This is a genomic window from Conexibacter sp. CPCC 205762, assembly GCF_030646155.1.
Lineage (GTDB): Bacteria > Actinomycetota > Thermoleophilia > Solirubrobacterales > Solirubrobacteraceae > Conexibacter.
Genome location: NZ_JAUTDN010000053.1, coordinates 1 through 24678 on the forward strand (window position 1 = coordinate 1; position 24678 = coordinate 24678).

The 24678-nt window shown below is 74.8% G+C and carries 22 protein-coding genes; 4 read left to right on the plus strand and 18 right to left on the minus strand.

Translation table 11 applies throughout. The features are described 5' to 3' along the window. Nucleotides 1–386: 386 nt before the first annotated feature. Nucleotides 387–1397, minus strand: a complete 1011-nt coding sequence (locus Q7L73_RS25675; protein ID WP_304693653.1) for a LacI family DNA-binding transcriptional regulator — start codon at nt 1395–1397, stop codon at nt 387–389. 76 nt (nt 1398–1473) lie between these two features. Between Q7L73_RS25675 and Q7L73_RS25680 the strand changes: the two genes are divergently transcribed. The 4 genes from Q7L73_RS25680 to nhaA are packed head-to-tail and all read left to right on the plus strand — an operon-like array spanning nt 1474 to nt 5677. After that, a complete protein-coding gene (locus Q7L73_RS25680; RefSeq protein WP_304693655.1) occupies nt 1474–3150 on the plus strand; it encodes an amidohydrolase in 1677 nt (558 codons plus the stop codon). Between the two features lie 10 nt (nt 3151–3160). Then, the gene (locus Q7L73_RS25685) at nt 3161–3475 is read left to right on the plus strand and encodes a GNAT family N-acetyltransferase (RefSeq protein ID WP_304693657.1); all 315 of its coding nucleotides are present in this window, start codon (nt 3161–3163) and stop codon (nt 3473–3475) included. A 52-nt stretch (nt 3476–3527) separates the two neighbouring features. Next, the gene (locus Q7L73_RS25690; RefSeq protein ID WP_304693659.1) at nt 3528–3803 is read left to right on the plus strand and encodes a UBP-type zinc finger domain-containing protein; all 276 of its coding nucleotides are present in this window, start codon (nt 3528–3530) and stop codon (nt 3801–3803) included. Continuing rightward, entirely contained in the window at nt 3800–5677 is a 1878-nt protein-coding gene (gene nhaA / locus Q7L73_RS25695; protein ID WP_304693661.1) for a Na+/H+ antiporter NhaA, read from the plus strand. Before Q7L73_RS25690 ends, nhaA begins: the two co-directional genes overlap by 4 nt. Here the strand turns inward: nhaA and Q7L73_RS25700 are convergent. The 17 genes from Q7L73_RS25700 to Q7L73_RS25780 form a co-directional block, all read right to left on the minus strand. Next, nucleotides 5674–6633, minus strand: coding sequence for a type IV toxin-antitoxin system AbiEi family antitoxin domain-containing protein (locus Q7L73_RS25700; protein ID WP_304693663.1), 960 nt, complete (start codon nt 6631–6633; stop codon nt 5674–5676). The two genes, nhaA and Q7L73_RS25700, sit on opposite strands and share 4 nt — an antisense overlap. A gap of 33 nt (nt 6634–6666) precedes the next feature. After that, on the minus strand, nt 6667–7938 hold the full coding sequence (locus tag Q7L73_RS25705) for a M24 family metallopeptidase (protein WP_304693665.1): 1272 nt from the start codon (nt 7936–7938) through the stop codon (nt 6667–6669). Continuing rightward, on the minus strand, nt 7929–8981 hold the full coding sequence (locus Q7L73_RS25710) for an NAD-dependent epimerase/dehydratase family protein (RefSeq protein WP_304715709.1): 1053 nt from the start codon (nt 8979–8981) through the stop codon (nt 7929–7931). Before Q7L73_RS25710 ends, Q7L73_RS25705 begins: the two co-directional genes overlap by 10 nt. 94 nt (nt 8982–9075) lie before the next feature. After that, entirely contained in the window at nt 9076–10059 is a 984-nt protein-coding gene (locus tag Q7L73_RS25715; protein WP_304693669.1) for an alpha-ketoacid dehydrogenase subunit beta, read from the minus strand. Continuing rightward, entirely contained in the window at nt 10052–11032 is a 981-nt protein-coding gene (locus Q7L73_RS25720; RefSeq protein WP_304693671.1) for a thiamine pyrophosphate-dependent dehydrogenase E1 component subunit alpha, read from the minus strand. Before Q7L73_RS25720 ends, Q7L73_RS25715 begins: the two co-directional genes overlap by 8 nt. After that, complete coding sequence (locus Q7L73_RS25725; RefSeq protein WP_304693672.1) at nt 11029–12417, minus strand: lyase family protein; 1389 nt, start codon at nt 12415–12417, stop codon at nt 11029–11031. The genes Q7L73_RS25720 and Q7L73_RS25725 overlap by 4 nt, the downstream gene beginning before the upstream one ends. Beyond that, a complete protein-coding gene (locus Q7L73_RS25730) occupies nt 12414–12893 on the minus strand; it encodes a VOC family protein (protein ID WP_304693674.1) in 480 nt (159 codons plus the stop codon). The genes Q7L73_RS25725 and Q7L73_RS25730 overlap by 4 nt, the downstream gene beginning before the upstream one ends. After that, nucleotides 12890–14077, minus strand: coding sequence for an extracellular solute-binding protein (locus Q7L73_RS25735; RefSeq protein WP_304693676.1), 1188 nt, complete (start codon nt 14075–14077; stop codon nt 12890–12892). Before Q7L73_RS25735 ends, Q7L73_RS25730 begins: the two co-directional genes overlap by 4 nt. After that, nucleotides 14077–14859 (minus strand): SDR family NAD(P)-dependent oxidoreductase, encoded by a 783-nt coding sequence (locus Q7L73_RS25740; RefSeq protein ID WP_304693678.1) that lies wholly within the window; start codon nt 14857–14859, stop codon nt 14077–14079. The genes Q7L73_RS25735 and Q7L73_RS25740 overlap by 1 nt, the downstream gene beginning before the upstream one ends. Further along, entirely contained in the window at nt 14852–16066 is a 1215-nt protein-coding gene (locus Q7L73_RS25745; protein WP_304693680.1) for an ABC transporter permease, read from the minus strand. Before Q7L73_RS25745 ends, Q7L73_RS25740 begins: the two co-directional genes overlap by 8 nt. Further along, nucleotides 16056–17546: a sugar ABC transporter ATP-binding protein gene (locus Q7L73_RS25750; protein WP_304693682.1), complete on the minus strand. Its 1491-nt coding sequence runs from the start codon at nt 17544–17546 to the stop codon at nt 16056–16058. The genes Q7L73_RS25745 and Q7L73_RS25750 overlap by 11 nt, the downstream gene beginning before the upstream one ends. Nucleotides 17547–17571: 25 nt before the next feature. Continuing rightward, nucleotides 17572–18588: a sugar ABC transporter substrate-binding protein gene (locus Q7L73_RS25755; protein ID WP_304693684.1), complete on the minus strand. Its 1017-nt coding sequence runs from the start codon at nt 18586–18588 to the stop codon at nt 17572–17574. Between the two features lie 89 nt (nt 18589–18677). Beyond that, nucleotides 18678–19727, minus strand: a complete 1050-nt coding sequence (locus Q7L73_RS25760) for a LacI family DNA-binding transcriptional regulator (RefSeq protein WP_304693686.1) — start codon at nt 19725–19727, stop codon at nt 18678–18680. After that, on the minus strand, nt 19724–20818 hold the full coding sequence (locus Q7L73_RS25765) for a Gfo/Idh/MocA family protein (RefSeq protein ID WP_304693688.1): 1095 nt from the start codon (nt 20816–20818) through the stop codon (nt 19724–19726). The genes Q7L73_RS25760 and Q7L73_RS25765 overlap by 4 nt, the downstream gene beginning before the upstream one ends. Nucleotides 20819–20824: 6 nt before the next feature. After that, on the minus strand, nt 20825–21790 hold the full coding sequence (locus Q7L73_RS25770) for an amidohydrolase (RefSeq protein ID WP_304693690.1): 966 nt from the start codon (nt 21788–21790) through the stop codon (nt 20825–20827). Nucleotides 21791–22141: 351 nt separating this feature from the next. Further along, on the minus strand, nt 22142–22840 hold the full coding sequence (locus Q7L73_RS25775; RefSeq protein WP_304693692.1) for a hypothetical protein: 699 nt from the start codon (nt 22838–22840) through the stop codon (nt 22142–22144). Between the two features lie 2 nt (nt 22841–22842). Next, entirely contained in the window at nt 22843–24636 is a 1794-nt protein-coding gene (locus Q7L73_RS25780; protein WP_304693694.1) for an FAD-dependent oxidoreductase, read from the minus strand. Between the last annotated feature and the right edge of the window lie 42 nt (nt 24637–24678).

Sequence of the window (24678 nt, forward strand, 5' to 3'; positions counted from 1 at the left end):
CGGACGGCGCGCCGGCGGCGGCGCCGGCGGGCGCGCTGCCGGGAGCGGCGGCTGCGCCGGCAGCGGGCGGCGGGGCTTCCATCATCGAGTCAGTCTCCTTGCGGGCGCGGAAGTGCGTCGTCCGGTCGGTGGCGCTTCCGCAGCGCCGGGACACACGCCTGACCGGTTTGGCGTCTCCTCTCGGCAAGAGGTTGCCTGACCGGTTTGTCATCCGCAACGCCGGTTCGGCGCACGTTTGCCTAACCGGTTTGCCAATGTGGCGAGCCGAGCGCGGCGCGGTGGCGCACGGCGCGGCGCGTACGCCTCCCCGCGCGACCTCCGGACGTTTGACCCCCTGTGAGGAGGCCGAACGTCCGCAGGTCGCGTCGGACGGGGGCGCGGCCGTCTCAGCGGCGGCGGGTCGTGGCGCGGGGGCGCAGGGTCGAGGGGACCTGCACCTGCTCGGGCGTCGTCGAGCGGCCTTCGAGGCGGTCGATCAGCAAACGCACGGCCGTGGCGCCGATCTCGGCCGGGGCGAGGTCGACGGCGGTGATCGAGGTGTGCGCCTGCGCGAGGCCGGGGCCGTCGGAGACGGAGGCGATCTTCAGCTCCCCCGGCACCTGCAGCGCGCGCGTCTCGGCCGCCAGCTTGACGCCGAGCGCGAGGCCTTCGAGCGTCGTGACGATCCCGTCGGGCGGGTCGGGCGCGTCGAGCAGCCGCAGCGCCGCGTGGTAGCCGGCCTCGGTGTGGTTGCCGCCGGCCTCCTCCACCAGCGGCGCGCCGTCGCGCGCCGCCTGCCACGACTCGTAGGCGCGCAGCTCGTCGATCGAGTACGAGTGGCGCGGCGGCTCGGCGACGAAGCCGATCCGTCTCGCGCCCGCCGCCTCGAGGTGGTCGAGCGCGTTCACCATCGCCTGCTCGAGGTCGGAGTCGACCCACCACGTCTGCTCGCGGCGGTCGACGTCGCGGCCGAGCGTCACGTACGGCGTCCCTCTGCGCTCCAGCTCGCGCAGGAACGGGTCCGACGGCAGCGGATCGGTGATCAGCGCGCCGTCCAGCTCGATCTGCGACCACAGCTCGGTCGCGCCGCCGCTGGGCCCGAGCACGAGCGCGTAGCCGGCCCGCAGCGCCGCCTCCGAGGCGGCCGGCGCGAGCATCAGGAAGTAGTCGGCGTCGAGCAGGCCGAGCGGGACCGGGTCCGAGGGCGAGGAGGCGAGCGCGAGCAGGCCGGTGCGGCGCTGCGTCAGGTGGAGCGCGTTCGTGTTCGGGCGGTAGCCGAGTCTCTCCGCGACCGCGAGGATCCGCTCGCGCGTCTCCTCCGCCACGCGGCCCTTGCCGTTGAGCGCGTGCGAGACGGTCGTGCGCGAGACGCCGGCCGCGCGGGCGACGTCGCGGATCCCAGGGCGCTCGCTTGCCATCAGACGCCGCAACGTAGCAGCCGGACCGGTCGCTCGCGCCGGAATGACGAACCGGTTTGGCACTACCCTCTCGGCGATGAGCGAGCAGCAGCGAGAGGCCGCAGGCGCGTCCGGCGCGCGGGCAGAAGGCGCACGCGGCGCATCCGGCGCGCGCGTCGGGCTGGCGATCGTCGGCGCCGACGTCATCACCCTCGACCCCGCTCGCCCGCACGCGAGCGCCGTCGCGGTCGGCGCGGACGGGACGATCGTCGCGGTCGGCGACGACGCCGAGATCCGCGCGCTCGCCGACGCCCGCACCGAGCTGGTCGACGGCAGCGGCCTGACCGTCACCCCCGGGCTCGTCGACAGCCACATCCACCCCGTCTGGGGCGCCCTGCTGGCGCGCGGGCCGGAGCTGCGCGAGGTCCACGACGTCGCCGCGCTGCGCGCGGTCCTGCAGGCCGAGCGCGCCCGCCTCGGCCCGGACGCGCTCGTGCGCGGCTGGGCGCTCGACTACGCCGTCCTCGACGGCGTCGCCTGGCCCGGCGAGCTGCTGGAGGAGCTGGCCGGCGGGCCCGCGCTCGTCTCCTACTTCGACATCCACACGCACGTCGCGACGCCCTCAGCGCTCGCCGCGGCCGGGATCGGCGCGCCGCCGCGGCTGGAGGGCGCCTCCGAGATCGTCTTCCGCGACGGCCGCCCGACCGGCGAGCTGGTCGAGCTGCCGGCCTACTGGCTCGTCAACGACGCGCTCGACCCGATCGCGCCGGCCGCGCTGCGCGCGAACGTACGCGACAACATGCGCCGCTTCAACGCGCTCGGCCTGACCGGCGGCCACGCGATGGACGGCGACCTCGACGGCTACGCGCTGCTGGACGCGCTGGAGGCCGACGACGAGCTGACGCTGCGGCTCGTCGTGCCGCTCCTGCTGCTGCCGGAGACGAGCGAGCAGCAGGTGGCCGAGTACCTGCGCCACCGCGACGACCGCGGCCGGCTGTGGCGCGGCGGCGTCGCGAAGTTCTTCGCCGACGGCGTCGTCGAGAGTGGCACCGCCTGGCTGGAGCAGCCCGACGCGCGCGGCGGCGGCAGCCACTGCTACTGGCCCGACGAGCAGCGCCTGCACGAGCTGATCGTCCGCTTCGCCGGCGCCGGCTTCCAGTGCGCGACGCACGCGATCGGCGACCGCGCCGTCCGCTTCGTGCTCGACGCCTACGCGGCCGCCGCGACCGGGCCCGCCAACGGCGGCGTGCACCGGATCGAGCACCTCGAGATCGCGACCGACGACCTGCTCGCGCGCTGCGCCGCCGAGCGCGTCGCCGTCTCGATGCAGCCGCTGCACGGCCAGTGGCGCGCCGGCGACCGCTCCGACGAATGGACCCGCCGGCTCGGCCCCGAGCGCGCCGGCCGCGGCTGGCGCGCCGCCGACGCCGCGGCCGCCGGCGCGCTGCTGCCGCTCGGCTCCGACTGGCCGGTCGCGCAGGCCGACCCGCGCCACCAGCTCGGCTACGCGCGGCTGCGGCGGCTGCCCGGCCGGAAGCAGCTGCCGGTGCTCGACCGCGAGCAGGCGCTGAGCGCGCGGCGGGCGCTCGCCGGCCTCACGACCGAGGCGGCGGCGGTCGTCGGGCAGAGCGCCAGCGCCGGCCGGATCGCGCCCGGCTACGACGGCGACCTGACCGCCTTCACCGGCGACCCGCTCGGCCCCGACGCCGACGCGCTCGCCGAGCTGACCTGCGCGCTCACGGTCGTCGGCGGGAGGGTCGTCCACCGCGGGTAGGCTCTCTCGCATGGCGAACGAGGTCACGAAGGTCCCGGAGCAGTCCAGATACGAGCTGCGCGACGAGGCCGGGGAGCTGCTCGGCTTCATCGCCTACCTGCCGGCGGGCGACAGCGTCATCATCGCCCACACCGAGGTGCCGCCCGAGCACGGCGGCGAGGGCGTCGGCGGGCGGCTCGTGCGCGGCGCCCTCGCGGCGATCGCGGACGAGGGCAAGACGGTGATCGCGCTGTGCCCGTTCGCGGCCGCCTACGTCCAGCGTCATCCGGAGCTGGTCGAGCTGCTCGCGCCCTCCGAGCGCAAGCGGTTTGGGGCCGTCGGGTAGAACTAGAGGGGCCCCCTCTCGTCCGCCGCCGACCCAGGAGCAATTGAAGACCATGGCCACGTGCAGCCACCTCGACCAGGTCGAGGTCACCGAACTGCCTGACACGATCGCCGGCTGCAAGGACTGTCTCGAGCTGGGCGGCCAGTGGGTGCATCTGCGGATGTGCCACAGCTGCGGTGAGATCCGCTGCTGCGACTCGTCGCCGAACAGACACGCGACCAAGCACGCCCACGCCGACGGCCACCCGCTGCTGCGCTCGGCCGAGCCGGGCGAGGCGTGGTCGTGGTGCGTGATCGACGAGATCGCCTTCACGCTCAAGTCCGCGTGAGCGCGACGACAGACCAGAGCGCGCCGAAGAAGCGGCAGCTGCTCGCCCAGCTGCCCGGCTCGCTGCGCAGCTTCATCGCGACCGAGGCCGGCGGCGCCGGCCTGCTGCTGGCGGCGACCGTGATCGCGCTCGTGTGGGCGAACTCGCCGCTGTCGGACTCCTACGACTCGCTCTGGCACACCGACCTGACGATCAGGCTCGGCGACTGGACGCTCGACAAGGACCTGCGCCACTGGCTCGACGAGGGGCTGATGGCGCTGTTCTTCTTCGTGATCGGCCTGGAGGTGCGGCGCGAGTGGGCGATCGGCGAGCTGCGCGACCGCGCGCGCGTGACGATCCCGGTGATCGCCGGCATCGGCGGCATGATCGTGCCGGCGCTGATCTTCGTGCTGATCGCGCCCAGCGGCGAGGCGGCCGGCGGCTGGGGGATCGTGATCGCGACCGACACCGCCTTCCTGCTCGGCGCGATGGCGATCGTCGGCCCCGCCTGCCCGACCCAGCTGCGCGTCTTCCTGCTGACGCTGTCGATCGTCGACGACATCGTCGCGATCTCGGTGATCGGGATCTTCTACTCGGAGTCGATCGACGCGATCGCGCTGATCGTCGCCGCGCTCTGCCTGACCGGGATCGCGCTCGCGTCGCGGATGGGCGCCTGGCGCGGCTCGACCTACATCCTGCTCGGCCTCGGGCTGTGGCTGGCGACCGTCATCTCCGGCCTCCACCCGACGATCGCCGGCATGGCCGCCGGCCTGCTCGTGACCGCCTACAACCCCGAGCGCGAGAGAGTGCTGGAGGCGGCGACGCAGGCGCACGCGTTCCGCCAGTCGCCGCTCGCGAGCGTCGCGCGCCAGACCGCCCGCAGCGTCGAGCGCGCCGTCTCCCCCAACGAGCGGCTGCAGGAGCTGCTGCACCCGTGGACGTCGTTCGTCGTCGTGCCGCTGTTCGCGCTCGCCAACGCGGGCGTCGACATGCGCAACGGCGTCCTCGGCGACGCGCTCAGCTCGCCGCTGACGTGGGCGGTCGTCGCCGGCCTCGTGGTCGGCAAGACGGCCGGCATCACGTTCGGCTCGCTGGGAGCGATACGGGCGCGGCTCGGCAAGCTGCCGCAGGGCGTCGGCGAGGGGCAGGTCGTCGGCGGCGCGGCGCTGTCGGGGATCGGCTTCACCGTCTCGCTGCTGATCGCGGGGCTGGCGTTCGACTCGCCGGTGCTGCAGGAGGAGGCGAAGATCGGCGTGCTGATCGCGGCGGCGCTGGCGGTCGCCGTCGGCTGGCTGGCGTTCAAGCTGGCGGCCGTGCTGCGCGGCGAGGTCTCGGCCGGGCTGCCGACGATCCTGGACCCGCCGGTCGACCCGGCGCGCGATCACGTCCGCGGGCCGGTCGACGCGCCGATGACGCTGGTCGAGTACGCCGACTTCGAGTGCCCCTTCTGCGGCCGCGCGACGGGGATGGTGAAGGAGCTGCGCAGACGCTTCGGCGACGACCTCCGCTACGTGATCCGCCACCTGCCGCTGGTCGACGTCCACCCCCACGCCGAGCTGGCCGCGCAGGCGATGGAGGAGGCCGGCGACCAGGGCAGATTCTGGGAGCTGCACGACAAGCTGTTCGACCACCAGGACGAGCTGGAGTTCGAGGACCTGCTCGGCTACGCCGGCAAGCTCGGGATCGACGTCGAGGAGATGGCCCGCGCGCTCCAGGACGGCCGTCACCTGCGCCGCGTGCAGGAGGACGTGATGAGCGCCGAGGCCTCCGGCGCCCGCGGCACGCCGACCTTCTTCGTCAACGGCAGGCGCCACGTCGGCTCCTACGACGCCGAGTCGCTCGCGTCCGAGCTGCTGGCGACGCGGGCGGCGGCAGTGGAGCCGACTCCCGCTTAGGCGGCTGCGGCCCGCGCCAGCGCGGGCCGCAGCTGCTCCGCGACGTGCGCGGGCCGGCGCACGAGGTCGTCGTGCGTGAAGCGCAGCAGGACGACGCCGCGCAGCGCCAGCCAGTTGCCCTTCTCGCGATCTCTCTGGAAGGCGCGGCGCGTGCCGTGGTCACGCCACCCGTCCAGCTCGACCGCGATCCCCGCGGCCGGCCACCAGGCGTCGACCTCTCTCCCGTGCACGTGGACGTTGGTGCGCGGGCGCGGCAGCGCGAAGTCGCGCGCGAGCGCCGTGAAGCGGTTTTCGAGCTTCGAGCGGGTGAGCTGCGTCTCGTGTGCGCGCAGGTCGGCCAGCAGGTCGCGCATCAGCGCGTGGCCGCCGTCGTTGCGATGTGCTGTCCTCTGCAGCACGCGCTCGACCGCGCGCGTGTCGAGCCGGCGCGCGCGCTCCGCCTCCTGCATCGCCTTCACGACGTGGTCGCGCGGCAAGGTCGCCGCGATGTCGACGAGCGTGCGGGCGAGCGTCGTGACCGGCAGCCGCTCGATCCGCGTCACGTCCTCATCCGGCAGCTCGGCGCGGTGGAGGCGAATCCCCGGCTGGGCCCGGCGCTGGTGAGCGACCGTGACATCGACGTCACGGTGCCCGCCAGGCCGGAGGTCGTGGAGCGTCGCGGCGTTCCGGTGGCTCAGCACGGCGCCGGAGCCGGCCGCGAAGAGCGCGGCGACCTCCCTGCCGCGCGGCCCGAGCCGGCGATGCCCGACGGCGTAGACGCCGCGGTGGAGTTTGACCAGCCGCCCGCGCTCCAAGCGGTCGCGCAGCATCGTCGGCGAGAGACCGATCGCGCCGAGCTGCCGCCGGGCGACGACCCCGTGCTGTCGGTCGGCGAGCCGGGCGAGACGCTGATCCCCGTGAAGTTGCTGGTCTGTGGGACCAGTAACTTCACGGGGATCGGGGTCGAAGCGTGCCATCGGCCCAGCGTCGCATGGCTCACTGCGGAATCTCTACGCGTCTTTGTGACAACTCCACGGCGCGGAGCGGAGCAGCTCCTCGGCTCCGTCGGCGCCGACGACGACCGGGCCGCCGCTGACGTGGGTGCCGGCGTCGCCGCGGACGCCGACGTGGACGGAGATCACGTTGCCGGCCTCGATCCGCTCGCCGAGGCCGGCGAGCAGGCGCGGGCGCTCCGGGGTCTCGAGGCCGATGCCGTGGCCGAAGTCGTACTCGCGGCTGGAGAGCAGGCCACGGCGGGCGAGCGCGGCCTCGCCGGCGGCGACGGCGGCGTCGACCGGGGTGCCGGGGCGCAGCGCGGCGACGATCGCGGCGCGGGCGGCGTCGCAGCCCTCGCGCGCGAAGCGGTTGCGGGCGGCGGCGGGGCCGTCGGCGTAGGTGTGGCAGACATGGCCGCTGCCGTCGGCGAGCTGGATCGTCAGCTCGACGCCGACCGGCCCGCCCGGCGGCAGCGCCGCGCCATGCGGCTCGGTCACGACCGCCCGATCGCCCGCGCCGACGAGACAGAGCGCGCGCGTGGCGCCGCGGGCGCGCGCGGCGGCCTCGACGGTGGCGGCGAGCGCGAAGTCGTCGCACGCCGCGCCGGGAGCGGCGCCGCGGGCGGAGGCGCCGGGGGCGGAGGCGCCGGGGGCGGAGGGCGCGGGGGCGGCGGCGCTGCTGAGGAGCTCCCCTCCCGCCCACAACGCGGCGGCGCAGATGGCGGCGGCGCGGCGGAGGGCGGCCAGCTCGGGGGCGGTCTTGAGCGCGCGCCAGGCGTTCAGCTCGTCGTCGAGGCGCTGGTGGGCAATGCCGGCGCGGATCAGCTCCCTGCCCAGCTCCGCCGGCAGCTCGTCGATCGCGAGGCCGCCGGCGACGACGCCGATCGCGCGGGCGCCCGCCGGCAGGACCGCCAGCGGCAGGTCGGCGGCGATCGTCGGCAGGCCGCTCACGTGCGCGGCGCGCGCGACCTCGAACGGGAAGCGGACGCCGAGCAGCGCGCTCCCGTCGGCGCCGATCCACAGCGCCGCCCAGTTGGTCGCGAAGCCGGGCGCGTAGCCGCAGCACCACGCGACCGCCGCCCGCCGCCACGAGTAGACGAGCACCCCGTCGAGCCCGCGCGCCGCCGCCAGCGCGGCCAGCCGCGCACGCCGCTCGGCGTGGTCGACGGCGGGCGCGGACGCGGCGCCGCCGGCGAGGGTGGCCGGCGGCGCCATGCCGGGCGCGGCGCCGAGGGCGGGGGCGGGCGCCGCGCCGTTTGCGTGAGCGGCGGACGCCCCTACAGCCACGTCTTCTCCGCCTCGGTCCGCCTCCAGCGGCGGCGCTCGGGGTCGGCGCGGAGGGCGGTGAGGGCGCGGGCGATCATCTCGCGGACCGAGACCTCGGGGAGGTCGAGGCCGAGGGCGGCGAGCCGGGCGACGTCGAGCACGTAGGAGTCGTTCGGAAACGGGAAGACGCAGTCGGCGGCGTCGAAGACGTCGTTGCCGGTGCCGGTCGGGCCGCCGCCGACGGGACGCGTCCGGACCGGCGTGCGCGCGACCTCGGCGCAGAGCGCGACGAAGCCCGCGAGCGAGACCAACTCGGTCGTGGCGACGTTGAGGGGCTGGAAGCCGCTCGCGGCGGGCGCGGCGTCAGCGGGCGCGGCGTCAGCGGGCGCGGCGTCAGCGGGCGCGGCGGGCGCGAGGGCGGGCGCGGGCGGGCGCTCCGCGAGGGCGATGCAGGCGGCGCCGACCTGGGTCACGTCGGCGAACTGGATCAGGGCGGCGCCGCCGCCGGGGAGCAGCAGCTCGGCGCCGTCGAGCAGGCGGTTGAGGACGAACTCCTCGCGCGGGGCGTAATTCCTCGGGCCGAGCACGTACGGCAGGCGCAGCGCCCACGTCACCCCACGCTCGCCGCGCAGCTCGCGCAGCGCCGCCTCGCAGGCCAGCTTCTCGCGCGCGTAGCCGCCCCACAGCGGCGCCGGGCCGAGCGGGCTCGACTCCGGCCACGGGAAGGTCGGCTGCGGCGCGTAGACGGCGCCGGTCGAGACGTGCACGAAGCGCGGCACGTCGGGCAGCGCGGCGCACAGCGCGCGCGTCTGCTCGGCGCCGTAGGCCGACAGGTCGACGACGGCGTCGAAGCGGTCGCCGAGCGCGCGCAGCGCCGACAGCGTCGCGGGGTCGGAGCGGTCGCCGAGCACCTCGGTGACGGGCGAGTCGAAGTCGCTGCGGTGGCTGCCGCGGTGGACGATCGTGACGCGGTGGCCGCGCGCGAGCGCCCGCTCGACGACCGCCCGCCCCATGAAGCGGGTGCCGCCCATCACGAGCAGGTCGAGAGGGGCGGCCGCCGTCATCGGGCGCCGCCTTCGCGCGCGAGGCGGGCCGGCGCAACGCCTCTCCACGCGGGGCGGGCGCCGCCGCAGGCGAGGGCGCGGCGGCGCCGCATGCTCACGCCGCCACCGCCGCCGTCTCGCGCAGGGCGGCGGCGATCTGGTCGACGCCCGGCACGACCGCGGCCTGCAGCGCCGGCGCGGCCGGGATCCGCAGGTCCGGGACGCCGACGCGGACGATCGGGGCCTCCAGCGACCACAGCGCCTCGTTCGCGATCCGGGCCGCGACCTCGGCGCCGAAGCCGCCGCTGACGTTCGCCTCGTGGGCGATCACGAGGCGGCCGGTCTTCTCGACCGACTCCGTCACCGTCGCGGTGTCGAACGGGGCCAGCCAGCGGGCGTCGATCACCTCGACCGAGAGGCCCTCCTGCGACAGCACCGACGCCGCCTCCAGCGCCGCGCCGAGCATCGCGCCCCACGTCACGAGCGTCACGTCGGAGCCCTCGACCCGCACCCGCGCGCCGCCAACCGCCGCGATCGGCCCGTCGACGGAGACCGGCGCTCTTCTGCCGAAGTAGAGCGAGCGGTGCTCGATCACGACCGCCGGATCGTCCGCCGCGATCGCCGACAGCAGCATGTCGTAGGCGTCCTGCGGCGTCGCCGGCAGGCCGACGATCAGGCCCGGCACGTGCGCGAAGACGGCCTCCAGCGACTGCGAGTGCTGCGCGCAGGAGCCGGGCAGCACACCCTGCTGCGTGCGCACCGTCAGCGGCGCGCTCAGCTCGCCCTGCGAGACGTAGCGGACGTTCGCCGCCTGGTTGACGATCTGGTCCAGCGCGACGAGGAAGAAGTCGACCCACATGATCTCGACGACCGGCCGGCGGCCGCGCAGCGCGGCGCCGATCGCGCCGCCGAGGATCGCCGCCTCGGAGATCGGCGTGTCGAAGACGCGCGCGCCGAAGCGGTCGTGCAGCCCTCTGGAGGCGGTGAAGACGCCCCCGGGGATCGCGAAGTCCTCGCCGAAGGCGATCGTCTCCGGGAACTCCTCCAGCGCCCGGTGCAGCGCGGCGTTGACGGCGGAGACGTAGTTCAGCTCAGGCATGGAGGTGCTCCCGCACGGTCGTGGTGTCGGCCGGCTCGGCGGCGAGGGCGGCGTCGGCGGCGGCGTCGACCTCGGCCTGCACCGACGCCTCCAGCGCGTCGAGGTCCTCAGCGCTCACGCCATCCGCAAGCAGCGCGGCGCGCGCGACCACGAGCGGCTCGCGCTCGCGCGCGGCGGCGACCTCGCCCTCCTCGCGGTAGGCCTCGCCGTCGCCGATGTAGTGGCCGACGAGCCGCTCGGTCATCGCCTCGATCAGCGTCGGCCCCTCCCCCGCGCGAGCGCGTGCGGCGGCCTCGGCCACCGCGTCGCGCATCGCGCCCGGGTCGTTGCCATCGACGCGCACGCCGGGGATCGCATAGGCGGCCGCGCGCTTCCACAGCTCGTCGTCGCGGACCATGTTCTTCGTCGGCGTCAGCTCGGAGTATCTGTTGTTCTCGATCACGAAGATCACGCCGAGGTCGAAGGCGGCGGCGAAGTTGAGCGCCTCGTGGACCGAGCCCTGGTTCATCGCGCCCTCGCCGAAGGCGGTCAGCGCGACGGCGCCCGAGTCGTCGTATCTGGCCGCCAGCGCGGCGCCGGCGGCGATCGGCGCGCCCGCGCCGACGATCGAGTTCTCGCCGTAGAAGCCGTACTGCGCGGCCGTGAAGTAGGCCGAGCCGCCGCGGCCGCCGTTGACGCCGGTGCGCGTGCCCAGCAGCTCGCCGAACAGCGCCTCGACCGGCACGCCGCAGGCGAGCGCCCAGCCGTGGCCGCGGTAGGTCGAGAAGACGGCGTCGCGCTGCTCCAGCGCGGCGCGCGCGCCGACCGGGATCGCCTCCTGGCCGATGCAGAGGTGGACCGAGCCGATCACCTCGCCGGCGTGGCGCATCTTCTCGATCCGCTCCTCGAAGCGGCGGATCCGCAGCATCGCGGCGAACTGGTCGATCAGCGCCTCGCCGGCGACCGCCGGGGCTTGGATAGGAACAGGAGTCATCGGACGAGCGCTCCGTCGTCGGTGGGGTGTGCGGGGGTCAGCGGCCGCTGCCACGCGGCCAGCGCGGCGTCGCAGACGGCGTCGGGGTCGCCGACGTAGTCGGCGGGGGCGATCGGCGCCGCCAGCGCGGCGTCGAGGCCGGCGTCGCGAACGTGCTCGGCGAGCACGACGGCGAGCGGCCGCCGCTCCGCCGCCGACTGCTGCGCGGCGGCGTAGACGAGGTCGTGGGCGCGCTCGCGGCCGACCGCGGGCGCCATCGCGATCATGTGCGCCTCGGCCATCAGACGGCCGTCGGTCAGCGTCAGGTTGCGCGCCATCCGCTCGGGGTCGACGCGCAGCTCGGCGGCGACCTCGTGCGCGACCGCGAGCGCGCCGGCCGACAGCACGGCCAGCTGCGGCAGCACCTGCCATTCGATCTGCCACTCGCCGGCGGCGCGCTCGTGGCCGGACTCCATCGCGCGGTAGAGCGCGGCGCTGAGCGCGGCGGCGCTGGCCGACATCCCGATCACGGCCTCGGAGCCGATCGGGTTGGCCTTCTGCGGCATCGTCGAGGAGGCGCCGCGATGGTGGCCGGCGGCCTCGGCGACCTCGCCGACCTCGGTCCGCGACAGGTCGATCACCTCGCGCGCGAAGCGGGCCGCGGTCGCCGCGAGCATCGCGGCGACGGCGCCGAACTCGGCCAGCCCGTCACGCGCGACATGCCATGGCACCGGGCTGTCGGCGAGGCCCAGCCGCTCGGCGAGGCCGTCGCGGACGGCCTCGCGCTCGGGCCCGAGCGCCGCGGCGGTGCCGCCGGCGCCGGCCAGCGAGACGACCGCGACGCGCGGCCGCAGCGCGAGCAGCCGCTCGCGGTGGCGGGCCAGCTCGGCGACGTAGCCGGCGAGCTTGGCGCCGAAGGTCGTCGGGACGGCGTGCTGGGCGTGCGTGCGGCCGGCCATCGCCGTCTGCCGGTGGGCCTGCATGTGCCGCACGAGCGCGTCGCCGAAGTCGTCGCAGAGCCGCTGCAGCCGGTCGACCGCCTCTGCCAGCTGCAGCGCGAGGCCGCTGTCCATGATGTCCTGCGTCGTCGCGCCGTAGTGGACGCGGCCGGCGGCGCCCTCCGGCAGCGCGCCGGTCAGCTGGCGCACGAGCGGGAAGATCGGGTAGCCGACGTTGCGCGCCTCGTGCCACAGCGCGTCGAGGTCGACGGTCGCCGGGTCGGCGGCGGCGCCGGCGATCTGCGCCGCCTCCTCCTGCGTGAGGATCCCCAGCTCGGCCTGGGCGGCGGCGAGCGCGGCCTCGACCTGCAGCCAGGCGCGCACGGTCGCCTGCTCGGAGAAGACCGCGGCCATCTCCGCGTCGCCGTAGAGGCGTTCGAGCAGCAGGAACGGCGTGCGCGCGCTCATGCGCCCGCCCCCGCCTGCGACGGCGCCTGCACCAGCTCGACCGTGATCCCGTCGGGGTCGCGCAGGTAGATCGTGCGCCCGCCTCTGTTGATGCCGGCGACGATCTCGACCGGGTCGGAGACCTTCGTCGCGCCGGCCGCGACCATCCGCTCGACGGTCGCGTCGAGCGCGTCGGTCTCGAACGCGACGTGGCCGCTGCCGACCGCGTTGCTGCCGGGCTCCAGCACGCCGCCGCGCGGGTTGACGTACTCGCACAGCTCCAGCACGTGGCCGGAGCGTCCGGGCTGCCCTCCCGGCAACGAGAACTGCGCCACCTTCAGGTGCGCGTCGGGGTACCCGATGAAGGTCGAGGTGTACTCGTTCTGCTGCTCCTGGCGATGGCGCAGCTCGAGCCCCACGGCCTCCGTGTAGAAGGCGATCGAGCGCTCGATGTCGCTGACGGTGAAGCCTGCGTGCCAGACGGAGTTGATCGTCATCGGGAGGGTGCTCCTTGGTCGGCGGTCGATGCGGCGAGCAGCAGCTCGTCGGCCTGCGCGGCGGCCTCGGCGAGTGCTGTCGAGAGGTCTTCTCCGTGCCAGATGGCGCGCGCGGCCATCTCGCTGAGCACGGTCGTGAGCGCTGGCAGGGCGGGCGTGCGCGGCATCGTGACGGCGCCGCGGTGCGCCTCCTCCAGCACGGGGTAGTAGGGCGCGAGCGCCTGCACGGCGGGGTCGGCCCAGGAGTCGCGGCGGGTCGCGGTCGCGCCCTCCGCGGCGGTGATGCGGTCCATCGCCGGGGTCGCGAGGTGACGCGCGACGGCGCGCGCGAGCGGCAGGTCGCGCGCGCCGGCGGCGACGACCACGACCCAGTAGACGTTGAGCGCGCGGCCGGGCGGCGGCGCGCACGCGACGAGCCCGCGGGTCGGGGAACCGGGCCGCTCGCAGAGCGCGGCGAAGCCGGCCCAGTTGACCATCAGCGCGCCGTCGCCGGCGGCGAAGCGGACGCCGGACTGCACGCTGTCCCACGCACGCGCGGCGGGGTCGACGACGCCGTGCACGTGCCACAGCTCGTGCAGGAATCTCAACGCCGCGACGCCCGCGGCGGTCGCGAACGCGGCGCGCCCTCTGCCGTCGACGAGCGCTCCCCCGCGCGAGACGAGCTGGGCGACGAAGTCGTAGACGTCGTTGTGGCCGTCGGAGGCGCCGGCGAGGACGGTGCCGTAGCGGCCGGTCGCCGGCTCGCTGAGCCAGCGGGCGGCGGCGAGGAAGCCCTCCCAGTCGGCCGGCGGCTCGATCCCGGCGCGGTCGAGCAGGTCGCGGCGGTAGAGCAGCATCGTCGGCCCGTCGTGGTAGGCGACGCCGTGGACCTCGCCGTGCGCGTCGGTCTGCAGGCCGCGCAGCGACGGCGTCCAGGCCTGCTCCCAGTCGTCGGGCAGCGCGTCGGCCAGCGGCGCGACGTGGCCGTCGCCGATCAGCTCCGGCAGCCAGTCGGTCGGCACCAGCGCGAGGTCGAGGCTGCCGTTGCGCAGCGCCCCGTCCTCCAGCAGCAGCGCCCGCAGCTCGCCCAGCTCGTGCCAGCTCGCGATCGGCTCCAGCGGCTGCTCGAACGCGGCCAGCTGGCGCTCCAGCGCCCGCGCGAACGGCTCGAAGCGGCGGCCGGCGACGTGCAGGCGGGGGCTCATCAGTCGAACTCCAGCCCGCCGCAGACGTTGAGCGCCTGGCCGGTCACGTAGGCGGCGGCGTCGGACAGCAGGAACAGCGTCGCGTTGGCGATCTCCTGCGGCGTGCCGAGCCGCTTGAGCGCCATCCGCTCGGTCAGCTCGTCGAGGTATCTCTGGCCGGCTCCGGCGCCGAGCTCGCGGTCGAGCCCCTCGATCCGCTCCTCCCACATGCGCGTGAAGATCACGCCGGGGCAGATCGCGTTGACGCGCACGCCGGCCGGCCCGAAGGCGAGCGCGGCCGAGCGCGCGAGCGAGATCACGGCCGCCTTCGAGGCGGCGTAGTGGGGCGCGTCGGCGCGGCCGCCGCGGCCGGCGACGGAGGAGAACAGCACCATCGCGCCGCCCTCCGGCAGCGCCGCGCCGGCCGCCTGCACGAGGTCGAACATGCCGGTCGCGTTGACGTTGACGACCGCGTCCCACTCCTCGCGCGGCAGCTCCGCGAACGGGCGCGTGCCGGCGATCCCGGCGCAGGCGACGACGCCGTGCAGGCCGCCGTCGGCGACCGTGTCGGCGACGAGCGCGCGGACCTCGTCGCGGTCGCCGATCCGCGCCGGCCGCGCGAGCGCCTCGGCGCCGGCCGCGCGCAGCTCGGCCACGGCGGCGTCGAGCGGCTCGCCCGGCAGGTCCGACAGCACGACCCGCGCGCCGGCCTGAGCGACCGTCGCCGCGGTCGCGCGGCCGAGGCCGGCGGCGGCGCCGGTCACGATCAGCGTGCGCCCGGAGAGGTCGAGCAGGTCAGCCACGGAGCACCCCCACGCGCTGCGGCTCGCTGCTGGCGGCCGGCCTCGGCGGCGCCTCCTCGTCGGGGGGCGGGGCCTGCGCTCTGCGGCGGTTGGCGACCGTGTAGACGCCGGCGGCGACGATCAGCACGACGCCCTCGATCAGGTCCTGGTAGTTGGCGCCGAGGTTGAGGACGTTGAAGCCGTTGGCGATCGTGAACAGGAACAGCGCGCCGATCACCGAGGTGATGACCGAGCCGGAGCCGCCGAACAGCGACGTGCCGCCGAGGATCGCGGCCGCGATCACGGTCAGCTCGAGGCCGTTGAGCGCGGTCGGGTTGGTCGCGCCGAGCTTGGCGCCGTAGAGCACGCCGACGACGCCGGCGGCCGCGCCGGTCAGCACGAACGGGACGATCTTGTAGCGCGCGACGTTGATGCCGGAGAGGCGCGCCGCCTCGGCGTTGGCGCCGGTCGCGTAGAGGCGCCGGCCGACGACGGTGAAGCGCAGCACCGCCCACGCGACGAGCGTGATCGCGGCCATGTACCAGACCGGCTTGGCGTAGCGGAAGCCCATGTCGCCGACGAAGCCGGCGATCGCCAGCACCGCGCCGCCGCCGCCCAGCAGCGCGAGGCGCCGGCCGCGATGCCCGGCCGCGAGCGCCGCGCCGGCGCCGATCAGCGCGAGCAGGCCGAGGATGACGGGGAAGTTGACGGTCCAGAAGCCGGACTCGATCGACTGCAGCGCGGTCCGCGAGCTGCTCGACTCGGCGGTGATCGTGCGGCCGTCGGTGAGGATCAGCACGACGCCGCGCAACGCGGTCATCGTGCCCAAGGTGACGATGAAGGCGTTGATCCCGACCACCTGCACGATCAGGCCGTTGATCAGGCCGGCGACCGCCGCGGCGGCGATCGCCAGGACGATCGCGACGACGACGCCGCGCTCGTCGATCACGCTCAGCGAGATCGCCGCCGAGAGGGCGCCGATCGAGCCGACCGAGAGGTCGAAGTTGCCGCTCACGAGCACGATCGTCATGAAGACGACGAGGATCCCGACGAGCGACGCCTGGTCGAGGATGTTGGCGACGTTGTCGCCGCCGAGGTAGTTGGGGCGGCCGGTCGCGGCGCTCACCACGCTCAGCACGACGACGAGCAGGATCAGCGCGTAGACGATCCCGAGGTCGCGCACCTTCAGCACGTCGAGCACCCCGCGGCGCTGCTTCTCACGCTGCACGTTGCATCTCCTTCTCGAGTCCGCTGGCCAGCGAGACCAGCTCGTGATCGGAGGTCTCTCCGGAAACGCGCTCGGCGACCACCTGGCCGCGGCGCAGCACCATCACGCGGTGCGAGACGGCGAGCAGCTCGGAGAACTCCGAGTCGGCGACGAGCACGGCCGCGCCTCTGCGGGCGAGGTCGCGCACCAGCTCGACGATGTCGGCCTTCGCGCCGATGTCGATGCCGGCGGTCGGCTCGTCCAGGAGGAAGACGCGCGCGCCGCTGTAGAGCCACTTCGCGAAGACGACCTTCTGCGCGTTGCCGCCGGACAGCTCGCCGACGAGCGCGTCGGGGCCGGGCGCCTTGATCTTCAGCGCGCCGATCGCGTCGCGGGCGCGCTCGCGCTCCAGCTCGACGTCGGGCAGCGCGCGGCCGCGCGAGAGCGACGGCAGGTCCGCGATCGAGGCGTTGCGCCAGATCTCGAAGTCGGCGAAGAGGCCCTGTCTGCCGCGGTCCTCGGGCACGAGCGCGACCCCGGCGGCGACGGCGGCGCGGGGCGAGCGCGGCAGCGTTCTGCCGTCGATCCGGACCGTGCCGGAGGCGTTCGGATCGGCGCCGAAGATCGCGTGCAGCAGCTCCGAGCGGCCGGAGCCGAGCAGGCCGGCGACGCCGACGATCTCGCCGGCCCGCAGCTGCAGCGAGACGCCCTGCAGGCGGTCGCCGGAGCGGAGGTCCTCGACCTCCAGCAGCAGCGGCGCGTCGGCCGGCGGCAGGTCGATCTCGCGCTGCTCGACGCGCAGCAGCTCGCGCCCGACGATCGTGTGCACGAGCGCGTCCTCGGACAGCTCGGCGGTCACCTCGTCGGCGACGACGCGGCCGTCGCGCAGGACGGTGACGCGGTCGGTCAGGTCGAGGATCTCGTCGAGGAAGTGGGAGACGTAGAGGACCGCGGTGCCGCTGGCGGAGAGCCGGCGGACGGCCTCGAAGACGACCTCGCGCTCGCCGCGCGCCAGCGACGCGGTCGGCTCGTCGAGCACGAGCAGCTTCGCGCCCTGCGCGATCCCCTGCAGGATCGCGACCATCTGGCGCTGGCCGATCGACAGCTCCTCGACGGGCGCGTGCGCGTCGATGCGGTAGCCGATCCGCTCCAGCAGCTGGTCCAGCTCGCGCTCCAGCGCGGCGGTCGTGCGGCGCCAGCCGGTGCGGCCGAGGAAGACGTTCTCCAGCACGCTCAGCGTGTGCGCGAGCGGGATGTGCTGGTAGACGGTCGCGACGCCGGCCGCCTGCGCGTCGGCGGGCGAGGACCACGACTGCGGCTGCCCCTCCCACTCGATCGCGCCGTCGCTGGCGGCGATCGCGCCGGAGAGCACCTTGATCAGGGTCGACTTGCCGGCGCCGTTGGCGCCGACGAGCCCGACCACCTCCCCGGCGCCGACCCGCAGGTCGACGCCGGAGAGGGCGACGGTTCCGCTCGGATAGACCTTGCGGACGTCGCGCATGCTCAGCAGCGCTACGTGCTGCTGCTCACCACTGGGCATGGCATTCGCTCGCGTTTGCTCTCGTCGTCGCCGGCGTCTCGTAGCTGACGAACTCGGCTCTCACCGGTCTGTCGCCGGTCAGGTCGCCGACGAGCGTGTCGAGCGCGACTCTGCCCAGCTCCTCCGGCAGGTAGCAGACGGTGCCGAGCATCTCGCCGGCCTCGACCGCGTTCATACCCAGTCTCGAGCCGCCGACGCCGACGACCTTGATGTCCTTGTTCGCCTGTCTGACGGCCTTCGTGCAGCCGACGGCCATGTCGTCGGAGTGCGAGTAGACCAGTCTCAGCCCCGGGTGGGCGGCGATGAAGTTCTGGCAGACCGCCTCGCCCTTGTCCGGCAGCCAGTCGCCCGGCTGCGAGGCGACGACTCTGAACGACTTGCCGGAGTCTCTCAGCACCTCGTCGAAGCCGACCTGGCGCAGCTTGCTCTCGGCGAAGCCGGCGGCGCCCTCGAGGATCGCTATCTCGCCGCCGTTGGGGAGCGCTCTGAGAACGATCTCGGCGGCCTTCTCGCCGGAGGCGACCTCGTCCTGCGTGACGAGCGCGGCCAGTCTCGGGTAGACGTCCTTCAGCTCGCGCTCGCTCGGGTCGCCGACCTGCGAGGCGACCGCGACGACCGGGATGCCGGCCTCGCTGGCGCTGTCGACGAGGCCCTGGGCGATGCCGGAGTCGACCGGCAGCAGCAGGATCCCGTCCGGTCTCTGCGCGAGCAGGTCCTGCATGTCGTTGGCCTGCTTGTCCGGGTCGGACTTGCCGTCGAGCTCGACGATTCTGACCCCCTGCTCCTGCGCGGCGGCCTTGATGCCGCGGCTGATCGCGGCCGGGAAGGGCGCCGCGAGACCGAGGTTGGAGACGCCGATCGTCAGCTGGTCGGCGGGCTTCGCCGCCGCCGTGTCGCTGCCGCCGTCGCTGCTCTCCGAGGCGCCGCAGCCGGCGCCGGCGACGCCGAGCGCGACGGTCGCGAGCGCGATCCCCGCGTTGCGGGAGATCTTGTGCATCTTCATCGACCCTTCTCCTCCTGACGAGTCAATCGATTGACCATCATCTCTCACTCCTCCGCCGGATCATCGGTTCTCGGGCTGGTGGCCGGTCCCTAAGCGGCCGCGCCGCGAGGCGGGGCCGTCGATCCGCGGTCGACCAGCTCCAGCGAGCCGGTCACCACCTCCTCGATCGGCGCGTCGGGCGCCGTCGAGGCCAGCAGTTCGATCGCACGCTCGCCGAGCTTCTCCAGCGGCGTGCGGACGGTCGTCAGCGCGGGCCGCAGGAACGCGGCCAGCGCAAGGTCGTGGACGGCGACGACCGACAGCTCGCCGGGCACACTCACGCCCAGCTCGCCGCAGACCGCCAGCGTGCCGATCGCCGCCGCGATGTTGGCGACGAGGATCGCCGTCGGGCGATCTCTGCGCGTCAGCAGCTCGCGCGTCGCCGCCGCCCCGCCCTCGGGCGTGTAGTCGGAGACGACCGCGGCGCTCGCCGGCGTGCTCAGGCCGGCCGCTCTCATCGCCGTTCTCCAGCCGCGCATGCGGCGGCGGGCGGTGTCGGCGTCTCTCGGCCCGGCGACGTGCGCGATCCGCTCGTGGCCGAGGCCGATCAGGTGACGGACGGCGAGCCCGGCCGCCTCCTCGTCGTCGAGCACGACCCAGCGGCGCGCTCTCGGCAGCCTGCGGTTGACCAGCAGCCACGGGATCCCGCGGCGGTCCAGCTCTTCGAGGCTGGCGCCGGCGGTGTGGTCGCCGGCCAGCAGCAGGCCGTCCACGCGGCCGCGGCCGATCACGTCGAGATGGTGGGCCGCCTGCGCCGGGCCGGCGCCGACCGAGCCGGTCATCAGCACGCAGTCGCGCGCGATCGCCGCCGCCTCCGCGCCCTGGATGATCGAGGCGTAGACGGGGTTGCCGAAGTCCGGGATCAGCAGGCCGTAGGTGTCGGCGCGGCGGGTCCGCAGGCTGCGCGCGAGCGCGTTCGGGCGGTAGTCCAGCTCGCGCACGGCGGCCAGCACCCGCGCGCGCGTCTCGTCGCGGATGCTGAGGCGCGGGTCGTCGCTCAGCACGCGCGAGACGACCGAGCGGTCGACGCCGGCGCGCGTCGCCACGTCGAGCAGGGTGACGGCCTTCTTCGCGTCGCTCGCCTTCGTGCTGGAGCTCATGCCGGCACCCTCGCATACGCGGGCACGCGCACGTCGCCGTTCTCGTGCGATTCGTAGAGCGCCTCGACGACCGCGAGCGTCCTGAGGTTGTCGGCGCCGGCCGTGCGCGGCGGCGGGCCGCCGGCGACGGCGTGCATCAGCGAGCCGATCGGGCCGGCGAAGGCGTCGGGGATCCAGCGCTGCGTGACCGGGTACGGCAGCCAGCCGTCGGTCGGCAGCGTGCGGCTGAAGACCTCGACCGTGTCGGGGCGGCCGTGCGGGTAGTCGTAGAGCAGGCCGAAGGTGCCGCGGATCGAGCCCTCCGAGCCGTCGACGCGGAAGCGCGCGTGGTGGTCGCCGGCGATGTTCTCGTGGTTGGAGTGGACGACCGCGAGCTTGTCGCCGGGGAAGGTCAGCGTCGCTGCCGTGCGCGTCTCGCCGCGAGCGCCCTGGCCGGGGCGGCGGCCGAGCACGCAGTGGACCCGCTCCGGATCGCCGAAGAGGTCGCGGATCGCGTCGAGGTAGTGGATCGAGTGGAACATGATCTCCAGCCGCGGCGTCTCCATCAGCCACGGCCAGGCGGACCAGTCGGTCGCGATGTCGACGTCGATCGTGAGCGCGGTCGGCGCGCCGATCCAGCCGGCCTCGACCATCGCGCGGGCGGCGGCGACGCCCTCGTCGAAGCGCAGCTGCTGGTTGACGGCGAGCTGGACGCCCTGCTCGCGCGCGGCCTCGACCAGCAGGTGCGCCTCTTCGAGCGTCGGCGCGAGCGGCTTCTGGCACAGCACGTGCTTGCCGGCGGCGATCGCGCTGAGGGCGATCTCGACCTGCGCGCTGGCGACGACGGCGATGTCGATCACCTGCACGGCGGGGTCGTCGAGCAGCGCCTGCAGCGAGTCGGCGACCGGCACCCGATGGCGCGCGCCGACCTCTTCCGCGCGCGCGAGGTCACGGTCGTAGAGGCCGTGGATCGTCAGGCCCGCTCTGCGGTAGGCGGGCAGGTGCGCCGTGTCGACGATCGCGCCGGCGCCGACGATCCCGACCCCGAGCCGCCGCTCGGCGGGGATGCTGAGATCGCAGGCGACCGCGACGGGTTCGAGCTGGTGGAGCATGGGGCGTCAGGCCTCCGCCTTCGTCGCGTCGCCGGCGGGCGCCGCGCCGCCGGGGGCCGCTTCCGCGCTCGCGGACGCTTCCGCCGCGCCGGCTGCCGCCGCGCTCGCGGTGCCGCGGATCCTCAGGCCGTAGAAGCGCTCGGCGGTGCCGCCCCAGATCGCGGCCTGGTCGGCCGGCGGCAGGTCGGCGAGCAGTGCGCCGGTCTCGCGCACGACGTCGGCGTACTCGCCGGCGAGGCGGGCGATCGGCCAGTCGCCGCCGAACATCAGGCGGTCTGCGCCGAAGCAGTCGAGCGCGTGGTCGACGTAGCGGCGCAGCGCGTCGGCGTCCCACGTCTGCGGGTCGGCGGCGGTGTTGAGGCCGGAGACCTTCGCGTGCACGCCCGGCACGGCGGCCGCCTCGGCCAGCAGCGTCGCCCACGGCTCCCAGCCGCCCGCCGCGATCGGCGGCTTGGCGAGGTGGTCGATCACCAGCTTCAGGCCGGGCACCCGCCGCGCGATCCGCGGCACCAGCGCGAGGTGCTCCGGCAGCACCGCGACGACGTCGTACGGGATGCCGGCCCGCGCGAGCAGCTTCAGCGACTCGATCACCTGCGGCTGCAGCAGCCACTGCGGATCGGGCTCGTCGTGGATCAGGTGGCGCATGCCGACGAGCAGCGGCTCCTGCGCCCAGTCGGCGATCCGCGCGGCGGTCGCCTGCGGGTCCAGCAGCGGCAGCCAGCCGACGACGCCGGCGATCCAATCGTGCTCGCGCGCGTGGGCGAGCATCGCGGCGGTGTCCTCGTGGTGGTCCTCGGCCTGCACCAGCACGGTCGCGTCGATGCCGCTCGCGACCAGCTGCGGGAGCAGCTCGGCGGGCTCGTAGGTGCGGTTGGCGGGCGCGGGCAGCGCGGCCAGCGTCGGATAGCCACCGCTCTCGATGTCCCAGACGTGCTGGTGTGCGTCGACTCTCACCACCGCTCTCTCCTCCATCGCACGACTCGTCCCCACCGCCCGGGTGAGGCGGCGCGCTCGGTCGGTCGGCGCACGCGCGCCCTCGACGTCCTGCACAGGGTCTGCGAACCTCTCTCTGACGTTCGCTGCGCGGCAGAGTAACACAAGACAATCGTTTGTCTAGATCAATCGGTTGACTTGTCGCGCGCGGGGCGCGTTCGCGGTCGTCTGGAGAGCGCCGGATGGCCCGCCGGAGCGCGCGGGCGGGCGACCGATGCGCGCGCCGACGGGCAGCGATGCGGCGTGCCGGGCGGACGACGCGTCAGCCGAGTCGCGCCCCGCCTCAGCTGAGCCAGCCGGCGACGCGTGCCGAGCCCGCGCGGCCCCGCCTCAGCTGAGCCAGCCGGCGAGCTGGGGGTCGAGCGCGGGGCCGAGCGGGGCGGCGTCGGCGCTCGGGGGCGCCTCGGTCAGGCGGGCGCCGGCGGCGAGCAGCGCGCGGCGGGTCCGCTCCAGCTCGCGCGGCGGCTGGGCGCCCGGCAGCAGCAGCACCGGCAGCCCCGCGAGCGCGGGCGCGGGCAGCTCCCACCCCGGCACCCGCGGCAGCGCGGCGTCGATCGCGGCGACGCCGCCCACGCGGTCGCCGAGCAGCAGGGCGAGCGCGAGCGCCAGCTCCCCGCCCTGCCCGTGCCCGATCAGCAGCGGCGCCGCGCCCCACTGCTCGCACGCGCCGTCGGCGAACTGCTCGACGGCATGGAGCGCGTCGCCGAAGGTCGCCGGCTCGTGCTCGCCGTCGAGCCCGGTCACCCACCAGCGCTGACCGACGTGGTGCCGGCCGAGATAGAGGAAGCGCAGCGGCTCGGGGACGAGCAGCCGCCGCGCCGGCGCGGCGACGCGCGCGAGCGCCGCCAGCCGTTCCGGGTCGGTCGCGACGCCGCGCAGCACGATCGTCGCACCGGCCGCGGCGGGCGCGACGCCGCCGCCGGCCGCCCCCGCGCCCCCCACCCCCGTGGCAGCCGCGCCGGCCGGCTCCTCGACCGCGTAGACGAGGCCCGCGCGGTCGAGTGCCTCCCAGGCCGGCGCGACCGCCATCGTCAGACCTCCTTGACCGGCTCGGAGAGCGCGTTCTCACCGGCCGTGAAGCCGCCGGTGATCGCGGGGCCGAGGGTGCCGCCGGCCGACCAGTAGGCCTGCCCCGCCAGCGACGCGACGCAGTTGCCGGCGCCGTAGAGGCCGGGGATCGGCCGGCCGCTGACGTGCAGCACTCTGCCGGAGGCGTCGACGACCGGGCCGCCGTTGGTGTCGAGCGTGCCGCCGCCGATCAGGATGCAGTGGTACGGCCCCGAGGAGCTGAACGGGTGCATCGACGGGTTCTTCGCGTTGCCTCTGCGGCGGGCGCCGCCCCACGAGACCTGGATCGGCGTCGAGCCGCGACCGAAGTCGGGATCGCGGCCTTCGCGCGCGAAGCCGTCGAAGCGGTCGATCGTCTGCTGCAGCGTCGCCGCGAAGCGGTCGTCGAGCCGCACGTCCGGCCCGATCGCGCCGTTGATCGCGAATCTGCCGCGCAGTCTCGTCAGCCGCTCCTCGATCTTCTGCGCCAGCTGCGGGATCGTCGCGCCGCTGATGACGTGCGGCGCGCGCTTGCCGGGGACCGGTATCGGCGCGCCGTAGGCCTGGTACGGGTCGTTGGCGACGGCGTCGTCGTAGACCATGAACTGCACCAGGTTGGGGTACTCGGCGCGGGTCGTGTCCCAGACGAAATGGCTCTGCGTGTGCTCGTTGTACGGCGTCTTCTCGCTCGCGACGCGGACGCCGTAGCGGTTGACCATGATCATCGCGTCGCCCGGCGGGATCCACAGATCGTCGACGACCGACGAGTTCGCCAGCGCCTGCTCGAGCACGTGCTGGACGAAGAAGCCGTTGCGCATGTTGCCCAGGCGCGCGCCGAGCTGCGAGGCCATGTCGATGAAGTCGCCGGTGTTGGTCGGCACCGCGCAGCCGCCGAAGATCGGCCCGCGCAGGTAGTTCATGACCTTCGAGCGGTCCTGCGTGAAGCCGCCGCTGCCGAAGACGACGGCGCGGCGGGCGCGGTAGAGGCGCTCGCCGTCGGCCGTGATCGCCTGCACGCCGACGACCTCTCCCTTCGCGTTGGTCGCCAGCTGGACGACGTGCTGGCCGGTCATCACTCTCACGCCCTGTCTGCGGGCGTAGCCGGCGAGGCCGGTCATGAGGCTGCCGCCGCCTCCGCCCTCGGCGCCGATCGGGTTGAGCGTGCGGCCGTACGGCGCCTTGTTCTCGGGCAGCTCGGCGTGGTACTCGGGATGGGTCCAGTCGATCCCGTCGGTCGCGTTCTGGCCCGGCCGCAGCGCCGCGATCTGCGATCTGATCGCGCCCATCCGCTCGATCCGCGTCAGCACGGTCGGGGCGAGGTCGTAGTAGGCCGACAGCAGCCCGTGGCTGAATCTGTCGAGCCCGAGCGCCGGCGCCTCGGGGTCGTAGACGGTCGGGAAGGCGAGCCGCGCCATCAGCGCGACGGCCGGGTCCTTCGGGTCCTCGACGCCCTTCGCGCGCAGCAGGTGGTTGTTGGGGATCCAGTAGGCGCCGCCGGAGCGCGCGGTCGTCCCGCCGATCGCCGGCGCCTTCTCCAGCACGAGCACCTTCGTGCCGGCCTGGGCGGCGCCGATCGCCGCCGCGAAGGCGGCCCCGCCGCCGCCGACGACGATCACGTCGGCCTCGGCGTCGAACGACTGCCCGGCCGCCTTCGCGACGCGCGGCGCGCGCGCCAGCACGGCGCCGCCGGTCACCGCGCCGGCGGCGGCGAGCAGCGACCGTCGCGACACCTTCGAGCCGTTGTGCCCCTGCGCCTGCGCCGTCACGTCGTCGGCCATGCTCTCTCCTCCAACCACACAATTTAATCCCAACAGCGGGGC

What these genes read in the sequence shown, in the direction of transcription:
- Q7L73_RS25675 (WP_304693653.1), bottom strand. Translation starts at nt 1,397, where the DNA reads ATGGCAAGCGAGCGCCCTGGGATCCGCGACGTCGCCCGCGCGGCCGGC.
- Q7L73_RS25680 (WP_304693655.1), top strand. Translation starts at nt 1,474, where the DNA reads ATGAGCGAGCAGCAGCGAGAGGCCGCAGGCGCGTCCGGCGCGCGGGCA.
- Q7L73_RS25685 (WP_304693657.1), top strand. Translation starts at nt 3,161, where the DNA reads ATGGCGAACGAGGTCACGAAGGTCCCGGAGCAGTCCAGATACGAGCTG.
- Q7L73_RS25690 (WP_304693659.1), top strand. Translation starts at nt 3,528, where the DNA reads ATGGCCACGTGCAGCCACCTCGACCAGGTCGAGGTCACCGAACTGCCT.
- Q7L73_RS25700 (WP_304693663.1), bottom strand. Translation starts at nt 6,633, where the DNA reads ATGGCACGCTTCGACCCCGATCCCCGTGAAGTTACTGGTCCCACAGAC.
- Q7L73_RS25710 (WP_304715709.1), bottom strand. Translation starts at nt 8,981, where the DNA reads ATGACGGCGGCCGCCCCTCTCGACCTGCTCGTGATGGGCGGCACCCGC.
- Q7L73_RS25715 (WP_304693669.1), bottom strand. Translation starts at nt 10,059, where the DNA reads ATGCCTGAGCTGAACTACGTCTCCGCCGTCAACGCCGCGCTGCACCGG.
- Q7L73_RS25720 (WP_304693671.1), bottom strand. Translation starts at nt 11,032, where the DNA reads ATGACTCCTGTTCCTATCCAAGCCCCGGCGGTCGCCGGCGAGGCGCTG.
- Q7L73_RS25725 (WP_304693672.1), bottom strand. Translation starts at nt 12,417, where the DNA reads ATGAGCGCGCGCACGCCGTTCCTGCTGCTCGAACGCCTCTACGGCGAC.
- Q7L73_RS25730 (WP_304693674.1), bottom strand. Translation starts at nt 12,893, where the DNA reads ATGACGATCAACTCCGTCTGGCACGCAGGCTTCACCGTCAGCGACATC.
- Q7L73_RS25735 (WP_304693676.1), bottom strand. Translation starts at nt 14,077, where the DNA reads ATGAGCCCCCGCCTGCACGTCGCCGGCCGCCGCTTCGAGCCGTTCGCG.
- Q7L73_RS25750 (WP_304693682.1), bottom strand. Translation starts at nt 17,546, where the DNA reads ATGCGCGACGTCCGCAAGGTCTATCCGAGCGGAACCGTCGCCCTCTCC.
- Q7L73_RS25755 (WP_304693684.1), bottom strand. Translation starts at nt 18,588, where the DNA reads ATGAAGATGCACAAGATCTCCCGCAACGCGGGGATCGCGCTCGCGACC.
- Q7L73_RS25760 (WP_304693686.1), bottom strand. Translation starts at nt 19,727, where the DNA reads ATGAGCTCCAGCACGAAGGCGAGCGACGCGAAGAAGGCCGTCACCCTG.
- Q7L73_RS25765 (WP_304693688.1), bottom strand. Translation starts at nt 20,818, where the DNA reads ATGCTCCACCAGCTCGAACCCGTCGCGGTCGCCTGCGATCTCAGCATC.
- Q7L73_RS25770 (WP_304693690.1), bottom strand. Translation starts at nt 21,790, where the DNA reads ATGGAGGAGAGAGCGGTGGTGAGAGTCGACGCACACCAGCACGTCTGG.
- Q7L73_RS25775 (WP_304693692.1), bottom strand. Translation starts at nt 22,840, where the DNA reads ATGGCGGTCGCGCCGGCCTGGGAGGCACTCGACCGCGCGGGCCTCGTC.
- Q7L73_RS25780 (WP_304693694.1), bottom strand. Translation starts at nt 24,636, where the DNA reads ATGGCCGACGACGTGACGGCGCAGGCGCAGGGGCACAACGGCTCGAAG.